We start from the raw sequence: 15,898 nt of genomic DNA on the forward strand, positions 1-15,898 counted from the left end.
CTCAAGCTTCTTCGACGGCTGGCGCTCGACACCAGGCACAATCCCCGCAACGAGCCAGCTCGACAGGCTCATCTCGATCACAGCGATCAGCGTACCGTCCGGTTTGAGGGGCTGTGAGGGATCGGCTCAGGTCGTTCAACTTCTGCATGGGGTGCTCCATCGGTTCACATCAGCGCCAATGAATGCCATATCCTCACCGTCCTCACCGCCGCCGCCCGCACCATAGCATCTCCCTTGGAGGCTTTCGGACGCCGGCCGCCGAGCACGCGGTGACGTCCCTCAAGCGGCCGGCATCCGAAACCCTTCACAATAGGCGCCATCCTATTTTGGCGACCTCGGGCGGCAAGTAGCTGGCATTTGCCAAGGCTCTAATCGTCGCTCAACAGTTCGCCCGTCGACGAACTGACGAAGTGCAGCCGCAAACACGAAGGACAGACAGCGCGGCTTCGCCCTCTTCCCCTTGACCTTCGCAGTCAATGCACCGGATTTCTTTTCGAGTGAACGGACAGTGAAATCGAAGTGCGCGCATTGCGGGAGCCCTCTCGGCAAAAATGAATGACACATGAGCGGCATTCTCAACCGCTCATGTGTCAGCTTCGTAGATTGTATAGCTTAGGCTGCACGCTCCATGCGTTCGATAGTCTGGCTTATATGTTTGCCAGCATCGTCAGCGACCTTGAGCGATACGTCCGCCATCCGACGACTGCTCTGAAGTGCACTGTCGATCGTATCGCGCACCAGATCGCTGTGCACGGCTGCGACGTCATGCGGCGTGCGGCAACGCATGAGTTCGGTCATGCGATCCATGTTCCTGTTAATCTGCTGGCGAAGAAAGTCACGATACTCTCGAGCGACTCCATCCATCCCTTTAACGACAGCCGTCGCAGAGTACAGGATGGTCTCAGCGTTGCGCGCCGACCGTTCGGTTGCTTGCTGCGCCTCGTCTCCCGACAGACCGAAAGCCCGACCAATTTGGTCAGTGGAGCGCCCCAATATCGCCGTCGTCATCTCCATTCCGAAGCGCCAGCTATTCTGCAGCATCTCGGCGTTCTGTTGTAGCAGACCGGCGCTGGCTTTGGCGACTTCCTCGGTGGCCTGGGCCGCAGCTAATCCGATACGCCTCGTTTGCTCAGTGGTTCTCTCTCCTGTGCCCTGGATCGTTTGCTCAACGTTTGGGATAGACTTCTGCTCTGGACGCGGATTGGCCATTTTTGTTGCTCCATCGATGTTGGTTGTTGGGTGATCGATGCGATTTTTTGGCAGCAACGTGGTCCCTTGAGGCCCGTTCCTTAACAATTCGAATTTAATGAATGTTTCGGATTTTCTCGGGGCAGGAACGAGTGCCCGAAGCCACACCGTTTAGCGGTCGCGGTGGGTGCGAACGCCCCGTTGAGGTACGAGACAGTGGACCTGTCCCAATATAGCCGCTTCGGGTCTCACAAACCGAACCCGGCGGCCCGCTTGATCTTGGTCGACTTCCCTCCCAAAAGCGGAAATTGCAGCCTTCGGACGACGGGCCAGAAGCAAACATACGAGCCACACTTGGCGCATGTTGGGGAGATAGGCCGCTTTCGGCGGGCCATCGGCCATGCGCCGCACGTGGGGTATTCACTAGCGAGGTTTTCGATTCGATCATCGTACCAGCTTCGTGGCTGCGCCTCATCGTCCGCACGCGCACGTGAGTGTCTCACGTTCCGGAGCGGCCCGACCCGATCGGCTCAGGAGCACAGCGTGCCCTAGCCGGCGGCTTCGTTGTGGGACTCGCGCGCGCCGCCTCTGCGTTCGCTTCTATTTCGGCCGCGACCGCCTTCGCCCGTTCCTCGCTGCGGGCCCGCAGCTCCTCCAGCTCGTCCGCTGAGAGATGCTCGATGCCGACGAACGAATTCTGGACGGTGCCGGTTCGAATCAGTTCGTCCAGCTTTACCTGTATGGCGGCGCTATCCCGGTTCTGTGAGTTCTGTATCAGGAAGACCATCAGAAAGGTCACGATAGTCGTGCCGGTATTGATGACGAGCTGCCACTTGTCGGAGAAGTGGAAGAGAGGTCCGGTGACGGCCCAGACGAGGACCACCGCGCAAGCCAAAACGAAGGTGGAGGCGCGTCCTGCGGCCTGCGAGGCCTTGTTTGCAACGGACGCGAACAGGTGGCGCGGGTGCCGATCGTGATGGCTGTGACGCATGTACTCCTCAAGCAGGTAATCCTCGACCCGGAGCGTCGAAGGCACCATGGGTCCAAGTACGGAGGACAGGCGCGAGTTCCTCCAGTGGCCCGCTCGATGACACGGAAGATCCGCGTGCCGTCACGCTCGATGTCCGACCAATGGAAGATCGGCGTGCGTTCGGGCGCCACCCCGGCGATCGCCCGCAGCGCCTGTTGGTGGCGAGCGATGGATATCCGCCAACGTACATCGTCGTTCCGGATCCATCCGGATCTGCTTCACCACCGGTCGCCCGCCCCCAGTGCGCGACGCGCCGAGGCCGCTGGCGCCGCCTCGAGGCGAGGCTTGACACTGGAAGTGGACTCTCGGGTCCGCAGCCGAGCGTCGTTCTGTCAAGATCTAAAGCCGGAGACCCAGTGCGTCGGCCTGTCGTCAGGAACAAAACTCGAAGACCGGCCCACCGATACCGTCCTCGATCGCAGCAACCCGCTCGTTGGTTCAGCATCAAAGAAAGCTGACGCATCGGTCCCTCCCCTCACCGACGAAGCCGAACCACGCAAATGGGAGCGCTACGACACAGAGAGCCGCCATCGGGAAGAATGCGGCTCCTGCATATTGAGCGTAGAGGATACCAGACAACGAAGTCAGTGCGGCAGTAACGACGCCTGAACTAAACGCATAGAGGGCCTGGGCCGTTGCGGCCAGCCTTATTGGGACAAGCTTTCCCATCATGCGCATGCAAGCGAGATGAAGCAACGCGAAGGTCAATCCGTGTAAGGGCTGAATTATTGAGAGAAGCACGACAGAGGTCGTCACGCCAGCAATCAACCAGCGTATGATTCCGGCCGCGGCAGCCAGGGTCGCCGCCCCATGCACGCCAAACCGGTCGATCAATGCTGGACCAACGAGAAAGAATACGAACACTTCTGCAGCCACCGCTTCCGACCACAGGATGCTGATGACGGAAGTGCCTATTCCAGCATTGCTCCACCGGATCACAGCAAACGCATCGTGTATTGCGTGGCTCCCATAGACCAGAGCCGAAACAAAAATAAGGATCCGAAACCGCCGGATCGAGAAAAGTCCGTGCACCTTACCCGCGGCAAGCGACTGCTCCGTGTTTGGAGTGGCTTGGGTAGTCACAGCGGGCACCAACGCTGTGGCGCAAGCCGCCGCGATCAGCAGCGTGGCATTGATCCAGATGATTGGCGTAAGGTCACCAGGACCTATGAGTTGTCCAACGAGCAGCGTACCCAAAACGAAGGCCGCCGACGCAGAGCCCCGTATCCAACCATACTCAAAGGGCTTTCCAGCTATCTGAGGCTTCGCTGCATTCACCGACAAAGCGTCAGCAATCGAGGTGGTGGGAGCAAGTGCCGCAGCCTGGGCCAGCGTTAGAAGAAGCAATAGCCAGAATCTATCTGCCCAGATCAAAGCAAGTGCCATTCCCGCTGCCAACGCAGCACAGCTCGCGAATACAAGGCGCAATGAGCCGAAGACATCAGCGAGCCTTCCAACACAGGGGCCAGAGACAAGGCGCACTAAGATTGCAGCAGCCAGAATTGAACCGATCTGCTGAGGCGTTAGAGCTCTCGTCTCGAAAAATTTTGGCCAGTATGGTGAAGCCGCGCCGAACGCAGCGTACAGCGCAACGTAAAGAGCAATATAGGCGATTGGTCCAGTAATGCGCATAGCCTAAAGGCCCTGAAATCGCGCCGACGGCCCCTTTCTGCAACTTCCGGCCAAAGACTGAAGATATTCCGCAGGAGGCAGCAAACCCAACCGATCGACGGATATCCAGTTTCTATCCGAATTCACTGACTTGGCGCTGCGCAACGTGGAACCAAGCCACATCGTCCTTGTTTGCCGCTAAGGCAATTCGGGATATTGCCTGGAAGGCGCAGCTTCGAATCTGCAAGCGATATCGCATTTTAAGCGCTGCAAGGAAGAAGCCAACTGTCGTGGTTGCCGCGATCGCGCGAGAGCAACGGCATAGTTTCGCCCACTTCAGCATGCCGTCCTGCCGGGCGAAGATCGTGTGCTCGACCCAGTTGACCCGGTCCACCCATTCGCCGTCCTTCTTGTAGCAGGCGTTCGAGGCGATTGAGATCATGAGGTTCTGGCCGACTTCCTTGATTTTGCCGACGCGGCCGATCTGGTTCACTTCACAAAGCTGGGTCATCGTTCTCTCCATCGTTTGGGACATCGCACTGTTGCGATAGCGGTCTCAAAGCGCCGGGAAGAAGCGACGGAAGCCGCAAAGGCCGTTAGGCCGCCGCGGGCGAGCGCAGCGCTGCGCCCCGCCCGCGACGGGGAATTTTGGAGTGAGCGTAGCGAACGGCCGCGGGGAATTGCCGCCGCAGGCGGAAGGGGACAATTCTCCGTCGCAGGGGCCGAAGCCGCTTCGACGGCGCTAGACCAGGCCATCGTTGCAACGGTGCATGGCACTCCAGGCGATGCAGAGAAAAGGCCCGGCATTTTCTGAGAAGAACCGATGGTCGTCGGCTTGGTCGAGGCGGGCTTGAACTCCGGCTCTCGGCGCCGAAACGGCGGTTCAACGAGGAAACGGGAAAAGCGGGACTGGGCCAACTGGGTCAAGCACATCATCGCAAGGTTGCGGCGCGGCGATGCAGAGCGGGATGCACGATCTGAGGCCCGGGACCTCGACAGGATTTGTCCGCTGCCCTCGTCACGCGGGTGGGGGATGGCCAAAAGCGTCGGCCGATGCACCGCGCGTTCAACTGGAGCGCTCCGCTCGTCGCCGCGGCGTGATGGCGAGGGCGGGATCGAGGATGTCGCCGGCCTGCGAGCCAGGTCGTTCCAGTCGCGATCGGGTTGGCGGCGGGTGCGATCGATGATCTCGATGCGCGGACGGGCCTTGGCTCGACGATCGGCATCAACAGGCGGGCCTGGCGTCCAGCGGGTCGAGCCTTGAAATTCGCCTCCTGAAACTATATATTCCGATCGATCGGAAACTTTTTCAGAGGTGCGATCATGGCCGCAGCAGCGGAATTGCTCAAGCCGACCGAGGCCGCGGTTGTCGCGCGGGTCAACCTGCGCGACGTCAACCGCGCGATCGATGAACATATCCTCTCGGACGCCTTCATCTCGCTCGACAATGGCCGCCAGGTCCTCGCCAGCGCCTGCTCGCTGATCTCGTTCTACTTCGACAGCGCCAGACAGCTGACATCGGAAGAGCGGCTGCATGCGATCCGGCAGGCCGAGCCAAAGCTGCTGGCCGCTCGTGCCGAGGCTTGGGTGACATTGCTGCGCAAAGATTGGACCGTGCGCAACGACTTCCTGACAATCGACCTTGCACCCTTCCTGCGCAGGACGCTGGAGCGCTTGGACGTGCTGACTGCCGCGCGTGATATGGTGACGTCCTCGCCCGATGTCCTCGGTGGCGCGCCCGTCATCAGGGGGACCCGCATTCCTGTCTACGACGTCGCTGCGGCGCTTGCCGCCGGCGCCACGCCGACGCGCCTCCTTGAGGCCTATCCTGGCCTCACCGAGGAGCAGGTCGAGCTGGCCGCTGTCTACGCCGAGGCGACGCCGCCGCGCGGGCGCCCGCGCGCGACAGCCCAGCTGCCTGAGGGGGCTGTCATCGTCAGCGACCGCCGTGTCCCACGGAGCAAGAAGTCGGGATGAAGTTTCTGATCGATGAGTGTCTGAGTCCGGAGCTTGCCAAATTGGCCATTGAGCGCGGATACGGTGAAAGTAGCCACATCGTCTGGATGAAGCTCAGCGGCCGCAAGGATTGGGAGCTCAAGACCATCATCGTCGATGGTGATTGGACGTTCGTAACCAAAAACTCGGTCGACTTTCGCGGTCCGAAAGACGAACCGGGGACAAAAGGGCAATACGCTGACGTCGCCATCCATGCCGGTCTGGTCTGCCTGAACGGATCGACTGGCATGGACCTCGACATGCAAGTCGAGCTGTTCGAGCAAGCCCTCGCCGACCTCGAGGCGGACGCCGATCTCGTCAACCAGGTTCTCGAAGTCACCGCCGAGGAGGAAGACCTGCGGGTCCTGCGTTACGCCTTGCCACGCGATTGAACACGATGCGGCGCCGCCTTTGGACGCGGCCGTGTGAGGCAATGCGCCTGGTTGTCTTGGGCCGAGCGAAGCGAGGCGCGAGATCCGGCTCGCAGCGACGTAAGCCGCGAAGTGAGAACGAGGAGCGGAAGCCGCGTTGCGGCGATGCGCGACTTCCTTCCTCGATGAAAAGCACGCTATGCTGCAGACTCTTGCGACTGGCTGCTGAACGCCAGCAAATAGGCTGTCGCAGCGGTCGCGGCGGTTGCTGCTTGAAAGATCGCTCGCTTGTCCTCTTTGAGAATTGCGAGGTACTGAGCGATATACTGAGCGTGATCCGGACGCGGTTCGTTGGTGATTTCGAGTTCGGCGCACAGGAACGTAGCACCGAGTTCCGCAATCAGCTCCTCGAAGCAATAGGGTTTGTCGGCAAAGCGCTTGCCTTTCTCGCGGTTCAGGCGATGGAGGGCGCCGCTGAAATGCGTCAGTTCATGCAGCACTGTGGAATAGAAACTCTCTTGCGGTGAGCTCGTGGGCGAGCCGAGGAATGCGCTCGGATCGGGAACACGGATGCGATCGGTCCTGCGATCATAGAAAGCCTGCGTCCCGCCGTATTCGATCACCGCGCCCGTGGCAGCAATCGCCTTGTCCGCCTGGCCCAGGCGTTCGAACAAGGGCGCTGTGGGAAGCTCGGGCGTCGCGGCCGTGACGCCGTCGACCTGTTCGGCGTTGAAAACCCACGAGGCGCGAGCGAACGGGATGGAGTGGGCGTCTTCACCCTGCCCTTGCTCGGGGTCGGGGTTCTGGATCTCCAGAGTCTTGTAGAATACGATCGGCGTCCCCTTCTCGCCCTTGCGGACTTGCGCGCCACTGCTCTGCCACTGTTTGAAGGTTGCCCATTGATGCGAGCGATAGCCGAGGGCTTGGGCGGTGATCCACAGCGACAGCACATTGACGCCGCGATAGGCTCGTTTCGTCGAGGCGTTGACTGGCGTCCTCGTGCTGGCACCCTGATGCCATGGCAGAACGAAATTCCCGGCGCCGGCCTCAATGGCCTGAACAATGCGGCTCGTGATGTTCTGATGAACGTCGAAGCGATCTCTTGCAGGTTTGGTCATTGCTCCCTCTTGAAATTGACGCAGCGCGTGCATGGCGCTTGCCATGCCGCCTGCCCGTCGGCGAGACCGGGGTTTCGGGGGGGCAAGAGCTTGTTTCGGCGCCGGCGATGCCGGCGCGCATCCGATGGTGCGCAACGCGGTTGCACCGAGCCGCGCAGCGCGACGTGCGACCGACTTGCTGCCTCGGAGGGCGAAAGAAGATCTTGCTGGGGGTGAGGGGCAGTGCCCCTCATGTCCCCCGCTCTATTGAGCGCAGCGGACGGGCTGCCCGCGAAGCGCGGCATTAGCCACACAGCGGCGGCTTCGCGACAACGATCGTGACCCAGGGCGGCGACGGCGCAGGCGGCTCCCACGCCGTCCCGCATCATGTGCCGGTCGCCGAAGTCCCGCGCGGGCTGCCACTTCGCCGCCGCCATCGGGCTCCGGTCCATGCTCGAAGATTTCACGCCGACGATCCCCGATTGGGCGCAGGATCAGCACACGATCAAGGACAAGGCGATGGGGGGTGGCCTCGATCACCCCCGCAAAGCGGGCGCGAAGCTGATCCCGCCGCCGCCCGGCGGTGACCCCTTCCCGGGACGATCGATCTCGCGGCGAAGCGGCACGCGGATCGGCGTACCGCGCGCCTTGGCCTCAGGAATGGTGCTCGATCTTTTGCAATAAGCTCGGCCTATTCGTTGCAAACCACCGCGATTATCGTCGTCGATCATTCGAGCGAGGGCACGTCATGGCGAACAGCAATCAGCATCAGGCCCTTGGTTTCGGCGCACGGCCGCACGTCGGGAACGGGGCCGGCTTTCCGACAGGCGATGCCAGCGACGTTGTCGCCGGCCCATTGTTGCCCGGCATAATGGCGATGAACATCGGCGATCCGATGGATATTCTACCGAACGAGGCGCGCGGGAAGGTCGAGCAAATGCGGCTGCGGCGCGAAGAACCTCAACGCTATACCTCAGCGGCTTCGAGAGCGAGCAAGCGGTGCGCATTTCGATCGTCAAAAATGAGCAGCGCATTGCCGAACTGCAAAAGCCGCGCGGTATGGTGGCTACGAACTCGACGATGACGCGCCGCAGGTTGTCGCGGAGCGAAGGAAGCTGGACCGCGCGCGCGTGAACCGACTGCTTGCCGCGCTAGAGCCACGAGATTCTGAGAGCACGCACCTCGGCCGATTGCTTCAAAATAGCGAGGTGGCGATCCGCTCGCGCCCTGCCGGGACGGTCGCCCGGATGGTTGAGACCGAGGTGCCGAGTTTCAAAGGCGACCTGACGACGGCGATCGAAGCGCGCCGCCGCCGGCTGCGCGAGTTGCAATCTGATTTGCAGCGGACACGATGCGCGCCGTGGCCGTCGCCGGATCGGAAGCAGGCGATGATCGCTCAAGTCGAGGCGCTGGCCGAGGCGGGCCGGCCGGACGTGAACGGCAGCGTCGCGTACGCCGAGGATGTCCGTTGGCCGCTCGCAACGCACCGTGTCGATGTTCACAACAGCGCTCCCGGTGCGGTGGGCTTCGTGCAGATGCCCGACACTCTGATCGAATTGGCAAAGTCGCAAGGGTTGCCGGCCGAGTATCGGGACACCACCGATCCACTTGCGATGCTTTCGATCAAGTGGGTCGCGGCGCCGTTGCCTGCACCGCGGGCGGCGCCGGTGAAGCCGGTCTCGTGCGCCGAATTGGCCCCTGACACATCCGGATGCGCTGCCGGCTCGCATCGGCACGGTGGCGCGGCGCCCGGCGGGGTCGGCTTCCTATGCACCCATCCGCCGGGAGCACCACAGGCGCTTATCTGGGATCGGGATGGCCGGGCGCGGTGATTTACCCCAGTCAGGGACCGTTTACGGGCCAAGGAACAAAAACACCCGGTCAAATACGCGCGAACCGGACCCCGGCCCCCGGCGTTCGGACCCTCTCAAAGTCGCTTTTTGCCAGGGGTCTAGCCGATTTTCTCAGCAATCCTTACCAGGGTCTCTTATGCACTGTTATGGGCATATAGATTTCTATGGGACGCAATGCGTTCTACGCCTTTGAGTGGCGGCCTACCCTATCGAGCCCGATTGATCGCAATTGCCTCGAATTCATGGTCCCATCAATGGGACCTCGTTCATCGATCGGCTACCAATTCCTGCCAATATCCCGCCATTACAGGCAGGTCGCGGTCAGCGGCAGCATTCCGAAATTTCTTTTAAACCCTTCTTTTTCCGAAGGCGAAGGTCATGCTCAAAGGCTTCGCAATTGCAGTCATAGCGCTGTCCAGCGCATCGCAAGTCGATCGGTACTTCACCCATGGCAGGTACACCGACGCCATCATGGCAATGCTGAGCCAGATGAGGCACTCGTTCGGTATTTGAACCGCATCGGCCAGTACGCGGACACATTTTCCGATCGCCAAGGCATACGAGCAAACGCTGCGCGCGCTCTCCGTCAGGGATGGTGATGACCCGCTCACGGAAATGATCGCGAAGACAATCATCGAGGTTGCGCAGACCCGAATTGCCGATCCGGCAGAGATTTCGGCGCAGGCGATCAGGGAATTGGAAATTCGGTGACCGATCCGAGTTGGACGATGATGACCACCGAACCAAAGGAGATCATCGTGTCCCCCCTGATACTCACGGGTGCTGGTGTATCTGCGGATATAGGCTCATTTGTCGCTCTCGAAATCGCCGATGAAAAAAGAGCTTTCGAGACCGCGCGACGGATCGCTGAGACTACCGGACGTGAGGTGATCATCCGTGATGCGAACTGGGTTGAGCTACTGACCATTTCGGGTGGAAAGAGGCGAAATCCCTCGACGAGGGATGTCGCCGCCGCCAAGCCGAATCGCCTTGGCCGAACCAGATCAGGCGTTGACGTTGGTGCTCGCCGCGGTTGGACAGGGGAAGTTTTGGACATCAACTTGACGGACCAGCAGCAAAGGACATTCGAGGAACTCAACCTCAAGCCTGGCGATGTTTGCAGACTGACAAAGTAAGGCGCCTGCATTGCGATGCCTACGTAGGCTTACGCCGTTCGCGCTCAGCCCTGTTCGCTGCTTTGAGCAGGTCTCCGATGTAGTCGGAGATGTCGCCGATCTCAGCTTGCAAGTCGGCCGCCGAGAAACCCTGCTCCTTGGCAGCCGCGACAAGACGGCGGGTCAGTTCGGCCAGTGAACAAGCCCTCGTCGTGGTGACACTCAGCACCGCAACGCTGATCGCGTCCGTCGCCCTCTTAGTATCCGCATGGTAAGGCCGTCTCAGGTTAGCGCCTCCATGCTGAGATCTTGAGTCCTGACCATTTTCGTCGGCCTGCCTCGCAAGCTTTCTCCATTCTTCTGCTGCCTGCAACCAAGCTTCCTTCGCGCTCGCTGTCGTGGCCTTGGCCGCCTCGATGTCGCATTCAGCGGCCTTCTGTCGGTAACGTTCAGCGTCCCGTTTGGACATGTGCTTGGCGGCTACTTCGGCGAAGGATCGATCCTAATTAGCGTCCCGGAGCGCTCTTGCGCAGCCGTATGACTACGGTGCTGTCGCCCCGGGGCGCGTGGAAACCGCCGCGTGCCCTTAGGAACCCACCGCGCGACTCTTTCGTTGTCGTGTATCCCGGACAGCAAAGGAACACGACCATGGATCGTGAACACGTGAAGGGCGTTGCCGACAAGGCAAAAGGCGCCATCAAGGAAGGTGCCGGTAAGATCAGCGGTGACAAGGACCTCAAAGCCGAAGGCAAGATTGATAAGGCCAAGGGTTCCGCGCACAAGGCCGCAGGAGACGTAAAGGATGCATCGCGCGACGCAGCTGATGCCCTCAAAAAATAGACAAGATCAAGCCGCCTTCGGGCGGCTTTTTTGCCACCTGGATTAGCGGCTCGGAAGACAGAAATTGATGCAACCCCTGTTCGTCGAATGGAATGAGAAATTTTCGCTGGAATGACGAGGAAATAAATCGGCTGAAAGCATTGATTGCTTCAGGAGCAAGCGCGGCTCGGGCCTCTGCTGCCCTACGCCGTCCACTCGCGTCTGTTCATCGACAAGCCCGGAAATTGGGGATGCGATTTCCATCAATCCCTGAAGAGCGCAGGCGAATAAAACTATTGCTCAAGGATTAAGCGGTCAATCGAACGCCAGCGCCGATCGACGGCGCGAACTCGGCCGCGGCGCGCGCTGCTGCAGCATACCTCCGATGACCTGATCGAGCGTTGCGATCGGGTCCGCCATGCCGCGCGAAACGGCCTCACGCGCTACCATGCGGCCCTGACGAGCTCCTCGCGGACCTTGGTCTTTGAGACGCGACGGCCGCTCGCGACCGCCTTGACGAAATCGGCGCCAGCCTCGTTTGCCCGGTCTTGCGGATAGGCTCGAGCCTCGTCCGACAGTAGCGCAAACGGATGCGCCTCGTTTTTATTCGGCGATTCTCGGAACGAACGATCGTCATCTTGATCCCCACCCGGTCGAGCCAGCCGGAAATATCCTGGTGCATGATGATGGCGCCAATCGAGCCGACGTCGGCGGACGGCGTAATCACCAGCTCGCCGGCCTGCGAGGCAAATCCAATACGCCGCCGAGGCCGCAAGCGTATTCGCGACCGCGATGACAGGTTTCTTTGCCGACGCCGCGGCGACCGCAGCTGCGGCCTCGACCGTTGCCGAGACCGTTCCGCCTGGACTGTCGACGTCGAGGGTGATGCCGGCGACGTCCTGGTCATCGGCTGCGCGCGTAACCTGCGCGGCAATGCCGGTAAGGCTCGAGCCGAACCAGCTGCCGCGCGGCGTCAGGCCGCCGGCGACCGAGACCAGCGCGATCTTGCTCGCCGAACTCGAGGCCTGCGCCGCGGCGGCTGCAGCTGCGGCCTGCCGCTGCTCGGCGCGCGCGAGGCGATCGGCCAGCGCCGAGACCTCGAGCGCGACCAGCGCGTCGATCGTCGTGATCTGCGAAAGCAGCTGACACAGATCCACCTGGGACGGACGGTCAGGCGCATCCGGCTGGCGACCGAGCGCAGCCCGCCTTTGGACAGCATCGCAGTGCCGCTGCCCGCGCCGCCCTACGCGACCGGCGGCGCGTCGGACCTGGTGGGTGCCAAGGCTCGCTGCCGGGAGGCCTGGGAGCGGTTCTACGCCGAAGAGCATCGAGCACTGGGCATCATACCCAGGACGCGAGTGAGGGGCGGTTTGGCCGATCTGAGGAACGCCGACTGGCCTCGATTGTTAGAATGCATTATGGCGCCTCCCGTCACCGTTCATTTCACCTGCATCAGCTGCGGCATCGTCTATTCAGCGAGCCAGGAACGCAGCGCAACCGATACCAATACTTCCGGGACCTTCGATTGCTGGCAGTGCGGAAAGCTTGTTCATCACTGGGCCGGGATCTACGACTATAACGGATGGAGAATCACCTGCGTGCTGCCCAAGCAACCCAAGATGAGAAATGAAATACGTGGGTGACCGCCCCTACTCCGACCCCGAGCAAGCCGCCCGCAGGATCATGGAGCACGCCCGCGCCTTTGAGCCAGTCCAGGATGGCAGGATCTACATCGAGAAGATCAACTATCCGATGCTCTACCAGGACAAGGCGACGCCAGCCGAGTATTGGGCTGGTCTGGAGTACGCCAGGGGTCAGGGCTGGCTCGAGTACCACGAGAGCGGGACGTTCGTGAGGATTCTGCAGCCTGGCAAAGACCTTGTCGCGTGACGGCCTAAAGAAACGGCCCAGCGAGCGGTTGGGTGAAGGCAGGGCCCTGGGTGAACCTTTTCTCGCCCCGGCAAGACCGATCAATATCCGGGATTTTGTTAGTACCCTCTCGGGCTGGAAGGCCACGCCGCCTGTAAGATTTTCAAACGGGCGGCGTAGCTTTGTGGCCTTCTCCTCTGGAACGACACTGAGCACTCCGACGATTGCAACGATCCCTTCCGCCAGCTCCATGCGGAGCTCATTGTCCCAAAGAAACGGCCCCAGCGAGGGGGGCACGTCGCCGGGGCCTGGTCTTCCGTTGGTGTTGTCCAATGCCATTGGCGGGTAGCATCTGGACACCCCGGTAACTGCCTCAGCGCCGGCCTGTTCCAAAAATCCGCCTTGGTTCTCTGGCTAGAAACAATCCGCTCAGGCATCGCTTTACGGTTATGCAGCTCGCTACCGAAATTCATCTGGTTCGCGTGACGACCGATGACGGTGAGGTCCAAATCTGGCTCGCCGCGACCTCGCGCGAAAAAGCGGTTGATCGAGTGCTGGACGAAATCCCGGAAGGATGGGCTGTTAGCCTCATTCAGCGACAGCTTGCCGCCGATCACGTCCCAATCCTCAACATGGCGGTCGGAGAGGTCCGCCGCCACCGCCTGTCCTGAAGAAACGGCCCCAGCACCCTTGGAGGTGATGCTGAGGCCGTTCCTCATTTCCAGCCTTGCCGAGCCGCCGATGCAATAACTAGGCGCCCCTCTGGGCTCTAAAAATTGTCCTTAATGGAAACCGCCATGCCCAGTGGGCGGATGATCGAATCAAACTGTGAGCCAGTCAATTAACTTGGGTGAATCAAAGGTAAATAAGCTGCTGCTTTTGCCCGGATGCTTAACGGGTGTCTTAATTCACCGCGCGAGTGTCCTAATTGGCGGTGCCAGACTTGAAAAATTCGAAATGCGTCATGATGCCACCTTCTCGTCATGGCTGCAGCGCTCTCTGCGAAGCACCTCCAGCGCATGCCACATCTCTGGGGTGAAGCTGGCGCCGAGCGCGAGCGATGCAATAGTCACTTCCGCTGGCGTGCGTTCACGTAGGGAGGCTACCAGCTCCGTCACGCGCTCGTTGTCAAGGCCGGTCGCTTCCACGTTGTTCGCTCGGATGGTTGCAGTCGCGGTGAGCGGAGCCATTCGCTCATGCGCGCGCCGGCTTCGGCTTGCCGGGCTAGCTTGAGAAGGGTTTCTCGCTCAGCGCCTGCGGAAAGCGCTTTGGCACGTTCGCGAAACTGACTCGCTCGTTCTTGGAGCCGCTGTTCCAGCGAATGAGTTTGTGGCTTGTACCGGCGACGATGCTGCATGGCACACCTCGAAATACGGGGTCCTAATCCGTAGGGTTTCAAATAGGGAATCATCCCTATTATGCCTCAGCAAGGCTGACCGTTCCCTCCCGAATCTACATTAAGTACAGGATCGTGGCCTCCTAACCGGAGGCGCCGGTTATCCCGGCGCGCGGCGAAGTGAACCAGTGAGCCGAAAGGGCAAGAGAACCGGGGCAAAATGTGCTTTGGTCGGGTCAATGACGCCGCCCGATCTCAGCCTCCCGAATGACGTAGAGACGCTGAAGGCCATTCACGCAGCGTGCACCACAACGTGCGTTACCTTCGGGAAACTCCCTTGAACGAGCTGGCGCAGTGCAATCGCTTTGAGCTAGTCGCGGGATTCGGTTTTCGCTGTAAACAGGCTCGACTGACGTTGCTTTGGGATTTCTGAGTGGCTTACTGAATCTACTCTTTGGACTGGCAACGCACCTGATTGGCGATGGCCGGCGCTTGAGGATGCGGGAGCGGCCCGCGGGATTCCAAGCAAATCGCTGACGCCGCCGTGGCGCGCAATGGCCTTCGATAACGTCGTTCTTACTCTTCGTCAGCGCGAAGCGGCCGAGTTTTTCACCAGGTAATCGCCCGAGCCTACCTTCTGGTGATCCGGCCCGAAGCGCTGAGCGCTTGGTGCCTCCTTGCGTCGCTTGACTGCGATCGGACAAAAGAAGTCAGTGCCGTTCGGCGAATATGTGGACGACGCAAATCGGGTTTGCGGCCTCATCGGTTACTTCCAGCCGCCATTCCTGGCCGGGCTTCAGCGCGCCATCGAGATCTTGGAGGAGTTGTCCGGCGGTGAAAGTAGCCTCCTTCCAGGCTGCGTCCTTGCCGGGAAGGTCCACGCCGGTTTCATCCGCACAGCGTTTCCCATGCTCAATGTGAAAAAAATACCGGGGCATTCCAGACTGTTTCGCGGCTCACTGCGTTGAAGCTGCAGAAACAATTGACCACATTGAAGGTCGTTCCATGTGTATCTCGGCGGAACCGGGCGGCCTCTGCCCGAACGCTCTTTCAAGGAGCCTCGGATGCCCATCGAGATGATGATTCGCAAGTTGCGGCTCCACTCCGAGTTGCCTGATGAAAATATCGAGGCGTTACGCTCCATCGTGACGCCGGTAAAGGATTTGCCGGAGGATTCCGTCATCGTTCGCGAGGGCGACCTCAGCACCCAATGCTGCGTTGTCATGAGCGGGTTTGCCTAACGGTCCAAAGTTTCGGAAACCGGCAAGCGGCAAATCCTGTCGTTTCACATTGCAGGCGACATGCCTGACCTTCAGGGTTTGCCCTTGAAGCGGATGGACCACGACCTAACGACGCTCTCGCAGGCACGGCTTGGCTTTATAAATCACGACGCGCTCGAGCGGATCCTTGATTCCAGGCCGGCTCTGGTAAGAGCTCTCTGGCGAGAGACGCTTTGCGCCGGCGCATGATCGAAGACATGACGATCTGCAAGTTGGCGCCGAGGACCCAACATGACTACGTGCAAAGGGTCAAGAACTTCGCGGCGTTTCTCGGGCGCTCGCCTGATACGGCGAGCTTCGAGGACGTGCGCCGTTACCAGCTCCATCTGGCTTC

Annotated in this window: 22 protein-coding genes and 1 pseudogene; 14 read left to right on the forward strand and 9 right to left on the reverse strand. The window is 60.7% G+C overall.

The features are described from left to right. Positions 1 to 612: 612 nt before the first annotated feature. The 3 genes from ACZBJS_RS40085 to ACZBJS_RS40095 all read right to left on the reverse strand — a co-directional run bounded on the left by ACZBJS_RS40085 (position 613) and on the right by ACZBJS_RS40095 (position 3,850). Entirely contained in the window at positions 613 to 1,266 is a 654-nt protein-coding gene (locus ACZBJS_RS40085) for a phasin family protein (protein ID WP_316399260.1), read from the reverse strand. Positions 1,267 to 1,687: 421 nt separating this feature from the next. Next, positions 1,688 to 2,179 (reverse strand): low affinity iron permease family protein, encoded by a 492-nt coding sequence (locus ACZBJS_RS40090; protein ID WP_463440137.1) that lies wholly within the window; start codon positions 2,177 to 2,179, stop codon positions 1,688 to 1,690. A 483-nt stretch (positions 2,180 to 2,662) separates the two neighbouring features. Beyond that, positions 2,663 to 3,850, reverse strand: a complete 1,188-nt coding sequence (locus tag ACZBJS_RS40095; RefSeq protein ID WP_463440130.1) for an MFS transporter — start codon at positions 3,848 to 3,850, stop codon at positions 2,663 to 2,665. Between the two features lie 179 nt (positions 3,851 to 4,029). Between ACZBJS_RS40095 and ACZBJS_RS40100 the strand changes: the two are divergent. The 3 genes and pseudogenes from ACZBJS_RS40100 to ACZBJS_RS40110 all read left to right on the forward strand — a co-directional run. Continuing rightward, positions 4,030 to 4,245, forward strand: a pseudogene (locus ACZBJS_RS40100) (hypothetical protein); the annotation flags it as partial. A gap of 907 nt (positions 4,246 to 5,152) precedes the next feature. Further along, positions 5,153 to 5,806 (forward strand): DUF433 domain-containing protein, encoded by a 654-nt coding sequence (locus ACZBJS_RS40105; RefSeq protein ID WP_316399264.1) that lies wholly within the window; start codon positions 5,153 to 5,155, stop codon positions 5,804 to 5,806. Then, positions 5,803 to 6,216, forward strand: a complete 414-nt coding sequence (locus ACZBJS_RS40110; RefSeq protein ID WP_316399266.1) for a DUF5615 family PIN-like protein — start codon at positions 5,803 to 5,805, stop codon at positions 6,214 to 6,216. Before ACZBJS_RS40105 ends, ACZBJS_RS40110 begins: the two co-directional genes overlap by 4 nt. Positions 6,217 to 6,392: 176 nt before the next feature. On the opposite strand, the gene ACZBJS_RS40115 is transcribed toward ACZBJS_RS40110, so the two are convergent. Beyond that, positions 6,393 to 7,313, reverse strand: a complete 921-nt coding sequence (locus ACZBJS_RS40115) for an ArdC family protein (protein WP_316399267.1) — start codon at positions 7,311 to 7,313, stop codon at positions 6,393 to 6,395. Between the two features lie 429 nt (positions 7,314 to 7,742). On the opposite strand from ACZBJS_RS40115, the gene ACZBJS_RS40120 reads away from it, so the two are divergent. From ACZBJS_RS40120 to ACZBJS_RS40130, 3 genes are all read left to right on the forward strand, one after another. After that, positions 7,743 to 7,976, forward strand: a complete 234-nt coding sequence (locus ACZBJS_RS40120) for a hypothetical protein (protein ID WP_463440131.1) — start codon at positions 7,743 to 7,745, stop codon at positions 7,974 to 7,976. Positions 7,977 to 8,040: 64 nt separating this feature from the next. Continuing rightward, positions 8,041 to 8,376, forward strand: a complete 336-nt coding sequence (locus tag ACZBJS_RS40125) for a hypothetical protein (RefSeq protein ID WP_316399269.1) — start codon at positions 8,041 to 8,043, stop codon at positions 8,374 to 8,376. 163 nt (positions 8,377 to 8,539) lie between these two features. Further along, positions 8,540 to 9,124, forward strand: a complete 585-nt coding sequence (locus tag ACZBJS_RS40130) for a hypothetical protein (RefSeq protein WP_316399270.1) — start codon at positions 8,540 to 8,542, stop codon at positions 9,122 to 9,124. A 368-nt stretch (positions 9,125 to 9,492) separates the two neighbouring features. On the opposite strand, the gene ACZBJS_RS40135 is transcribed toward ACZBJS_RS40130, so the two are convergent. Beyond that, a complete protein-coding gene (locus ACZBJS_RS40135) occupies positions 9,493 to 9,780 on the reverse strand; it encodes a hypothetical protein (RefSeq protein WP_463440132.1) in 288 nt (95 codons plus the stop codon). A gap of 93 nt (positions 9,781 to 9,873) precedes the next feature. On the opposite strand from ACZBJS_RS40135, the gene ACZBJS_RS40140 reads away from it, so the two are divergent. Continuing rightward, positions 9,874 to 10,281: a hypothetical protein gene (locus ACZBJS_RS40140; RefSeq protein WP_463440133.1), complete on the forward strand. Its 408-nt coding sequence runs from the start codon at positions 9,874 to 9,876 to the stop codon at positions 10,279 to 10,281. A 19-nt stretch (positions 10,282 to 10,300) separates the two neighbouring features. Here ACZBJS_RS40140 and ACZBJS_RS40145 read toward each other — a convergent pair whose 3' ends face one another. Next, on the reverse strand, positions 10,301 to 10,729 hold the full coding sequence (locus tag ACZBJS_RS40145) for a hypothetical protein (RefSeq protein ID WP_316399272.1): 429 nt from the start codon (positions 10,727 to 10,729) through the stop codon (positions 10,301 to 10,303). A gap of 179 nt (positions 10,730 to 10,908) precedes the next feature. On the opposite strand from ACZBJS_RS40145, the gene ACZBJS_RS40150 reads away from it, so the two are divergent. After that, positions 10,909 to 11,100, forward strand: a complete 192-nt coding sequence (locus ACZBJS_RS40150) for a CsbD family protein (protein ID WP_316399273.1) — start codon at positions 10,909 to 10,911, stop codon at positions 11,098 to 11,100. A 415-nt stretch (positions 11,101 to 11,515) separates the two neighbouring features. On the opposite strand, the gene ACZBJS_RS40155 is transcribed toward ACZBJS_RS40150, so the two are convergent. Then, positions 11,516 to 11,986 (reverse strand): S49 family peptidase, encoded by a 471-nt coding sequence (locus ACZBJS_RS40155; RefSeq protein WP_410469840.1) that lies wholly within the window; start codon positions 11,984 to 11,986, stop codon positions 11,516 to 11,518. 26 nt (positions 11,987 to 12,012) lie between these two features. Between ACZBJS_RS40155 and ACZBJS_RS40160 the strand changes: the two genes are divergently transcribed. The 4 genes from ACZBJS_RS40160 to ACZBJS_RS40175 all read left to right on the forward strand — a co-directional run bounded on the left by ACZBJS_RS40160 (position 12,013) and on the right by ACZBJS_RS40175 (position 13,619). Continuing rightward, the gene (locus ACZBJS_RS40160; protein WP_410469841.1) at positions 12,013 to 12,225 is read left to right on the forward strand and encodes a hypothetical protein; all 213 of its coding nucleotides are present in this window, start codon (positions 12,013 to 12,015) and stop codon (positions 12,223 to 12,225) included. 62 nt (positions 12,226 to 12,287) lie between these two features. Further along, positions 12,288 to 12,722 (forward strand): hypothetical protein, encoded by a 435-nt coding sequence (locus ACZBJS_RS40165; protein WP_316399276.1) that lies wholly within the window; start codon positions 12,288 to 12,290, stop codon positions 12,720 to 12,722. Next, complete coding sequence (locus ACZBJS_RS40170) at positions 12,706 to 12,969, forward strand: hypothetical protein (RefSeq protein WP_463440134.1); 264 nt, start codon at positions 12,706 to 12,708, stop codon at positions 12,967 to 12,969. The genes ACZBJS_RS40165 and ACZBJS_RS40170 overlap by 17 nt, the downstream gene beginning before the upstream one ends. A gap of 428 nt (positions 12,970 to 13,397) precedes the next feature. Next, positions 13,398 to 13,619, forward strand: a complete 222-nt coding sequence (locus ACZBJS_RS40175; RefSeq protein ID WP_316399278.1) for a hypothetical protein — start codon at positions 13,398 to 13,400, stop codon at positions 13,617 to 13,619. 291 nt (positions 13,620 to 13,910) lie between these two features. Here the strand turns inward: ACZBJS_RS40175 and ACZBJS_RS40180 are convergent, their stop codons facing one another. Further along, positions 13,911 to 14,138 carry a hypothetical protein gene (locus tag ACZBJS_RS40180; protein WP_463440135.1) on the reverse strand — a complete coding sequence of 76 codons (228 nt, stop codon included), beginning with the start codon at positions 14,136 to 14,138 and terminating at the stop codon, positions 13,911 to 13,913. A gap of 856 nt (positions 14,139 to 14,994) precedes the next feature. After that, entirely contained in the window at positions 14,995 to 15,222 is a 228-nt protein-coding gene (locus tag ACZBJS_RS40185; RefSeq protein ID WP_316399282.1) for a DUF6894 family protein, read from the reverse strand. 126 nt (positions 15,223 to 15,348) lie between these two features. On the opposite strand from ACZBJS_RS40185, the gene ACZBJS_RS40190 reads away from it, so the two are divergent. Both ACZBJS_RS40190 and ACZBJS_RS40195 read left to right on the forward strand, forming a co-directional pair. Beyond that, positions 15,349 to 15,525: a cyclic nucleotide-binding domain-containing protein gene (locus ACZBJS_RS40190; protein ID WP_463440136.1), complete on the forward strand. Its 177-nt coding sequence runs from the start codon at positions 15,349 to 15,351 to the stop codon at positions 15,523 to 15,525. Positions 15,526 to 15,749: 224 nt separating this feature from the next. Further along, a partial coding sequence (locus tag ACZBJS_RS40195) for a phage integrase N-terminal SAM-like domain-containing protein (RefSeq protein WP_463440138.1) occupies positions 15,750 to 15,898 on the forward strand: 149 nt, incomplete at its 3' end.

It is taken from the genome of Bradyrhizobium sp. KZN70725 (genome assembly GCF_055264925.1).

Excerpts from the sequence above, each read along its gene's own strand:
- ACZBJS_RS40120 (WP_463440131.1), top strand. The coding sequence starts at position 7,743 with ATGCTCGAAGATTTCACGCCGACGATCCCCGATTGGGCGCAGGATCAG.
- ACZBJS_RS40170 (WP_463440134.1), top strand. The coding sequence starts at position 12,706 with ATGAAATACGTGGGTGACCGCCCCTACTCCGACCCCGAGCAAGCCGCC.
- ACZBJS_RS40095 (WP_463440130.1), bottom strand. The coding sequence starts at position 3,850 with ATGCGCATTACTGGACCAATCGCCTATATTGCTCTTTACGTTGCGCTG.
- ACZBJS_RS40160 (WP_410469841.1), top strand. The coding sequence starts at position 12,013 with ATGCCGGTAAGGCTCGAGCCGAACCAGCTGCCGCGCGGCGTCAGGCCG.
- ACZBJS_RS40150 (WP_316399273.1), top strand. The coding sequence starts at position 10,909 with ATGGATCGTGAACACGTGAAGGGCGTTGCCGACAAGGCAAAAGGCGCC.
- ACZBJS_RS40090 (WP_463440137.1), bottom strand. The coding sequence starts at position 2,179 with ATGCGTCACAGCCATCACGATCGGCACCCGCGCCACCTGTTCGCGTCC.
- ACZBJS_RS40145 (WP_316399272.1), bottom strand. The coding sequence starts at position 10,729 with ATGTCCAAACGGGACGCTGAACGTTACCGACAGAAGGCCGCTGAATGC.
- ACZBJS_RS40190 (WP_463440136.1), top strand. The coding sequence starts at position 15,349 with ATGCCCATCGAGATGATGATTCGCAAGTTGCGGCTCCACTCCGAGTTG.
- ACZBJS_RS40155 (WP_410469840.1), bottom strand. The coding sequence starts at position 11,986 with ATGACCAGGACGTCGCCGGCATCACCCTCGACGTCGACAGTCCAGGCG.
- ACZBJS_RS40115 (WP_316399267.1), bottom strand. The coding sequence starts at position 7,313 with ATGACCAAACCTGCAAGAGATCGCTTCGACGTTCATCAGAACATCACG.
- ACZBJS_RS40105 (WP_316399264.1), top strand. The coding sequence starts at position 5,153 with ATGGCCGCAGCAGCGGAATTGCTCAAGCCGACCGAGGCCGCGGTTGTC.
- ACZBJS_RS40140 (WP_463440133.1), top strand. The coding sequence starts at position 9,874 with ATGATGACCACCGAACCAAAGGAGATCATCGTGTCCCCCCTGATACTC.
- ACZBJS_RS40175 (WP_316399278.1), top strand. The coding sequence starts at position 13,398 with ATGCAGCTCGCTACCGAAATTCATCTGGTTCGCGTGACGACCGATGAC.
- ACZBJS_RS40110 (WP_316399266.1), top strand. The coding sequence starts at position 5,803 with ATGAAGTTTCTGATCGATGAGTGTCTGAGTCCGGAGCTTGCCAAATTG.
- ACZBJS_RS40180 (WP_463440135.1), bottom strand. The coding sequence starts at position 14,138 with ATGGCTCCGCTCACCGCGACTGCAACCATCCGAGCGAACAACGTGGAA.
- ACZBJS_RS40130 (WP_316399270.1), top strand. The coding sequence starts at position 8,540 with ATGGTTGAGACCGAGGTGCCGAGTTTCAAAGGCGACCTGACGACGGCG.
- ACZBJS_RS40135 (WP_463440132.1), bottom strand. The coding sequence starts at position 9,780 with ATGATTGTCTTCGCGATCATTTCCGTGAGCGGGTCATCACCATCCCTG.
- ACZBJS_RS40125 (WP_316399269.1), top strand. The coding sequence starts at position 8,041 with ATGGCGAACAGCAATCAGCATCAGGCCCTTGGTTTCGGCGCACGGCCG.
- ACZBJS_RS40185 (WP_316399282.1), bottom strand. The coding sequence starts at position 15,222 with ATGCCCCGGTATTTTTTTCACATTGAGCATGGGAAACGCTGTGCGGAT.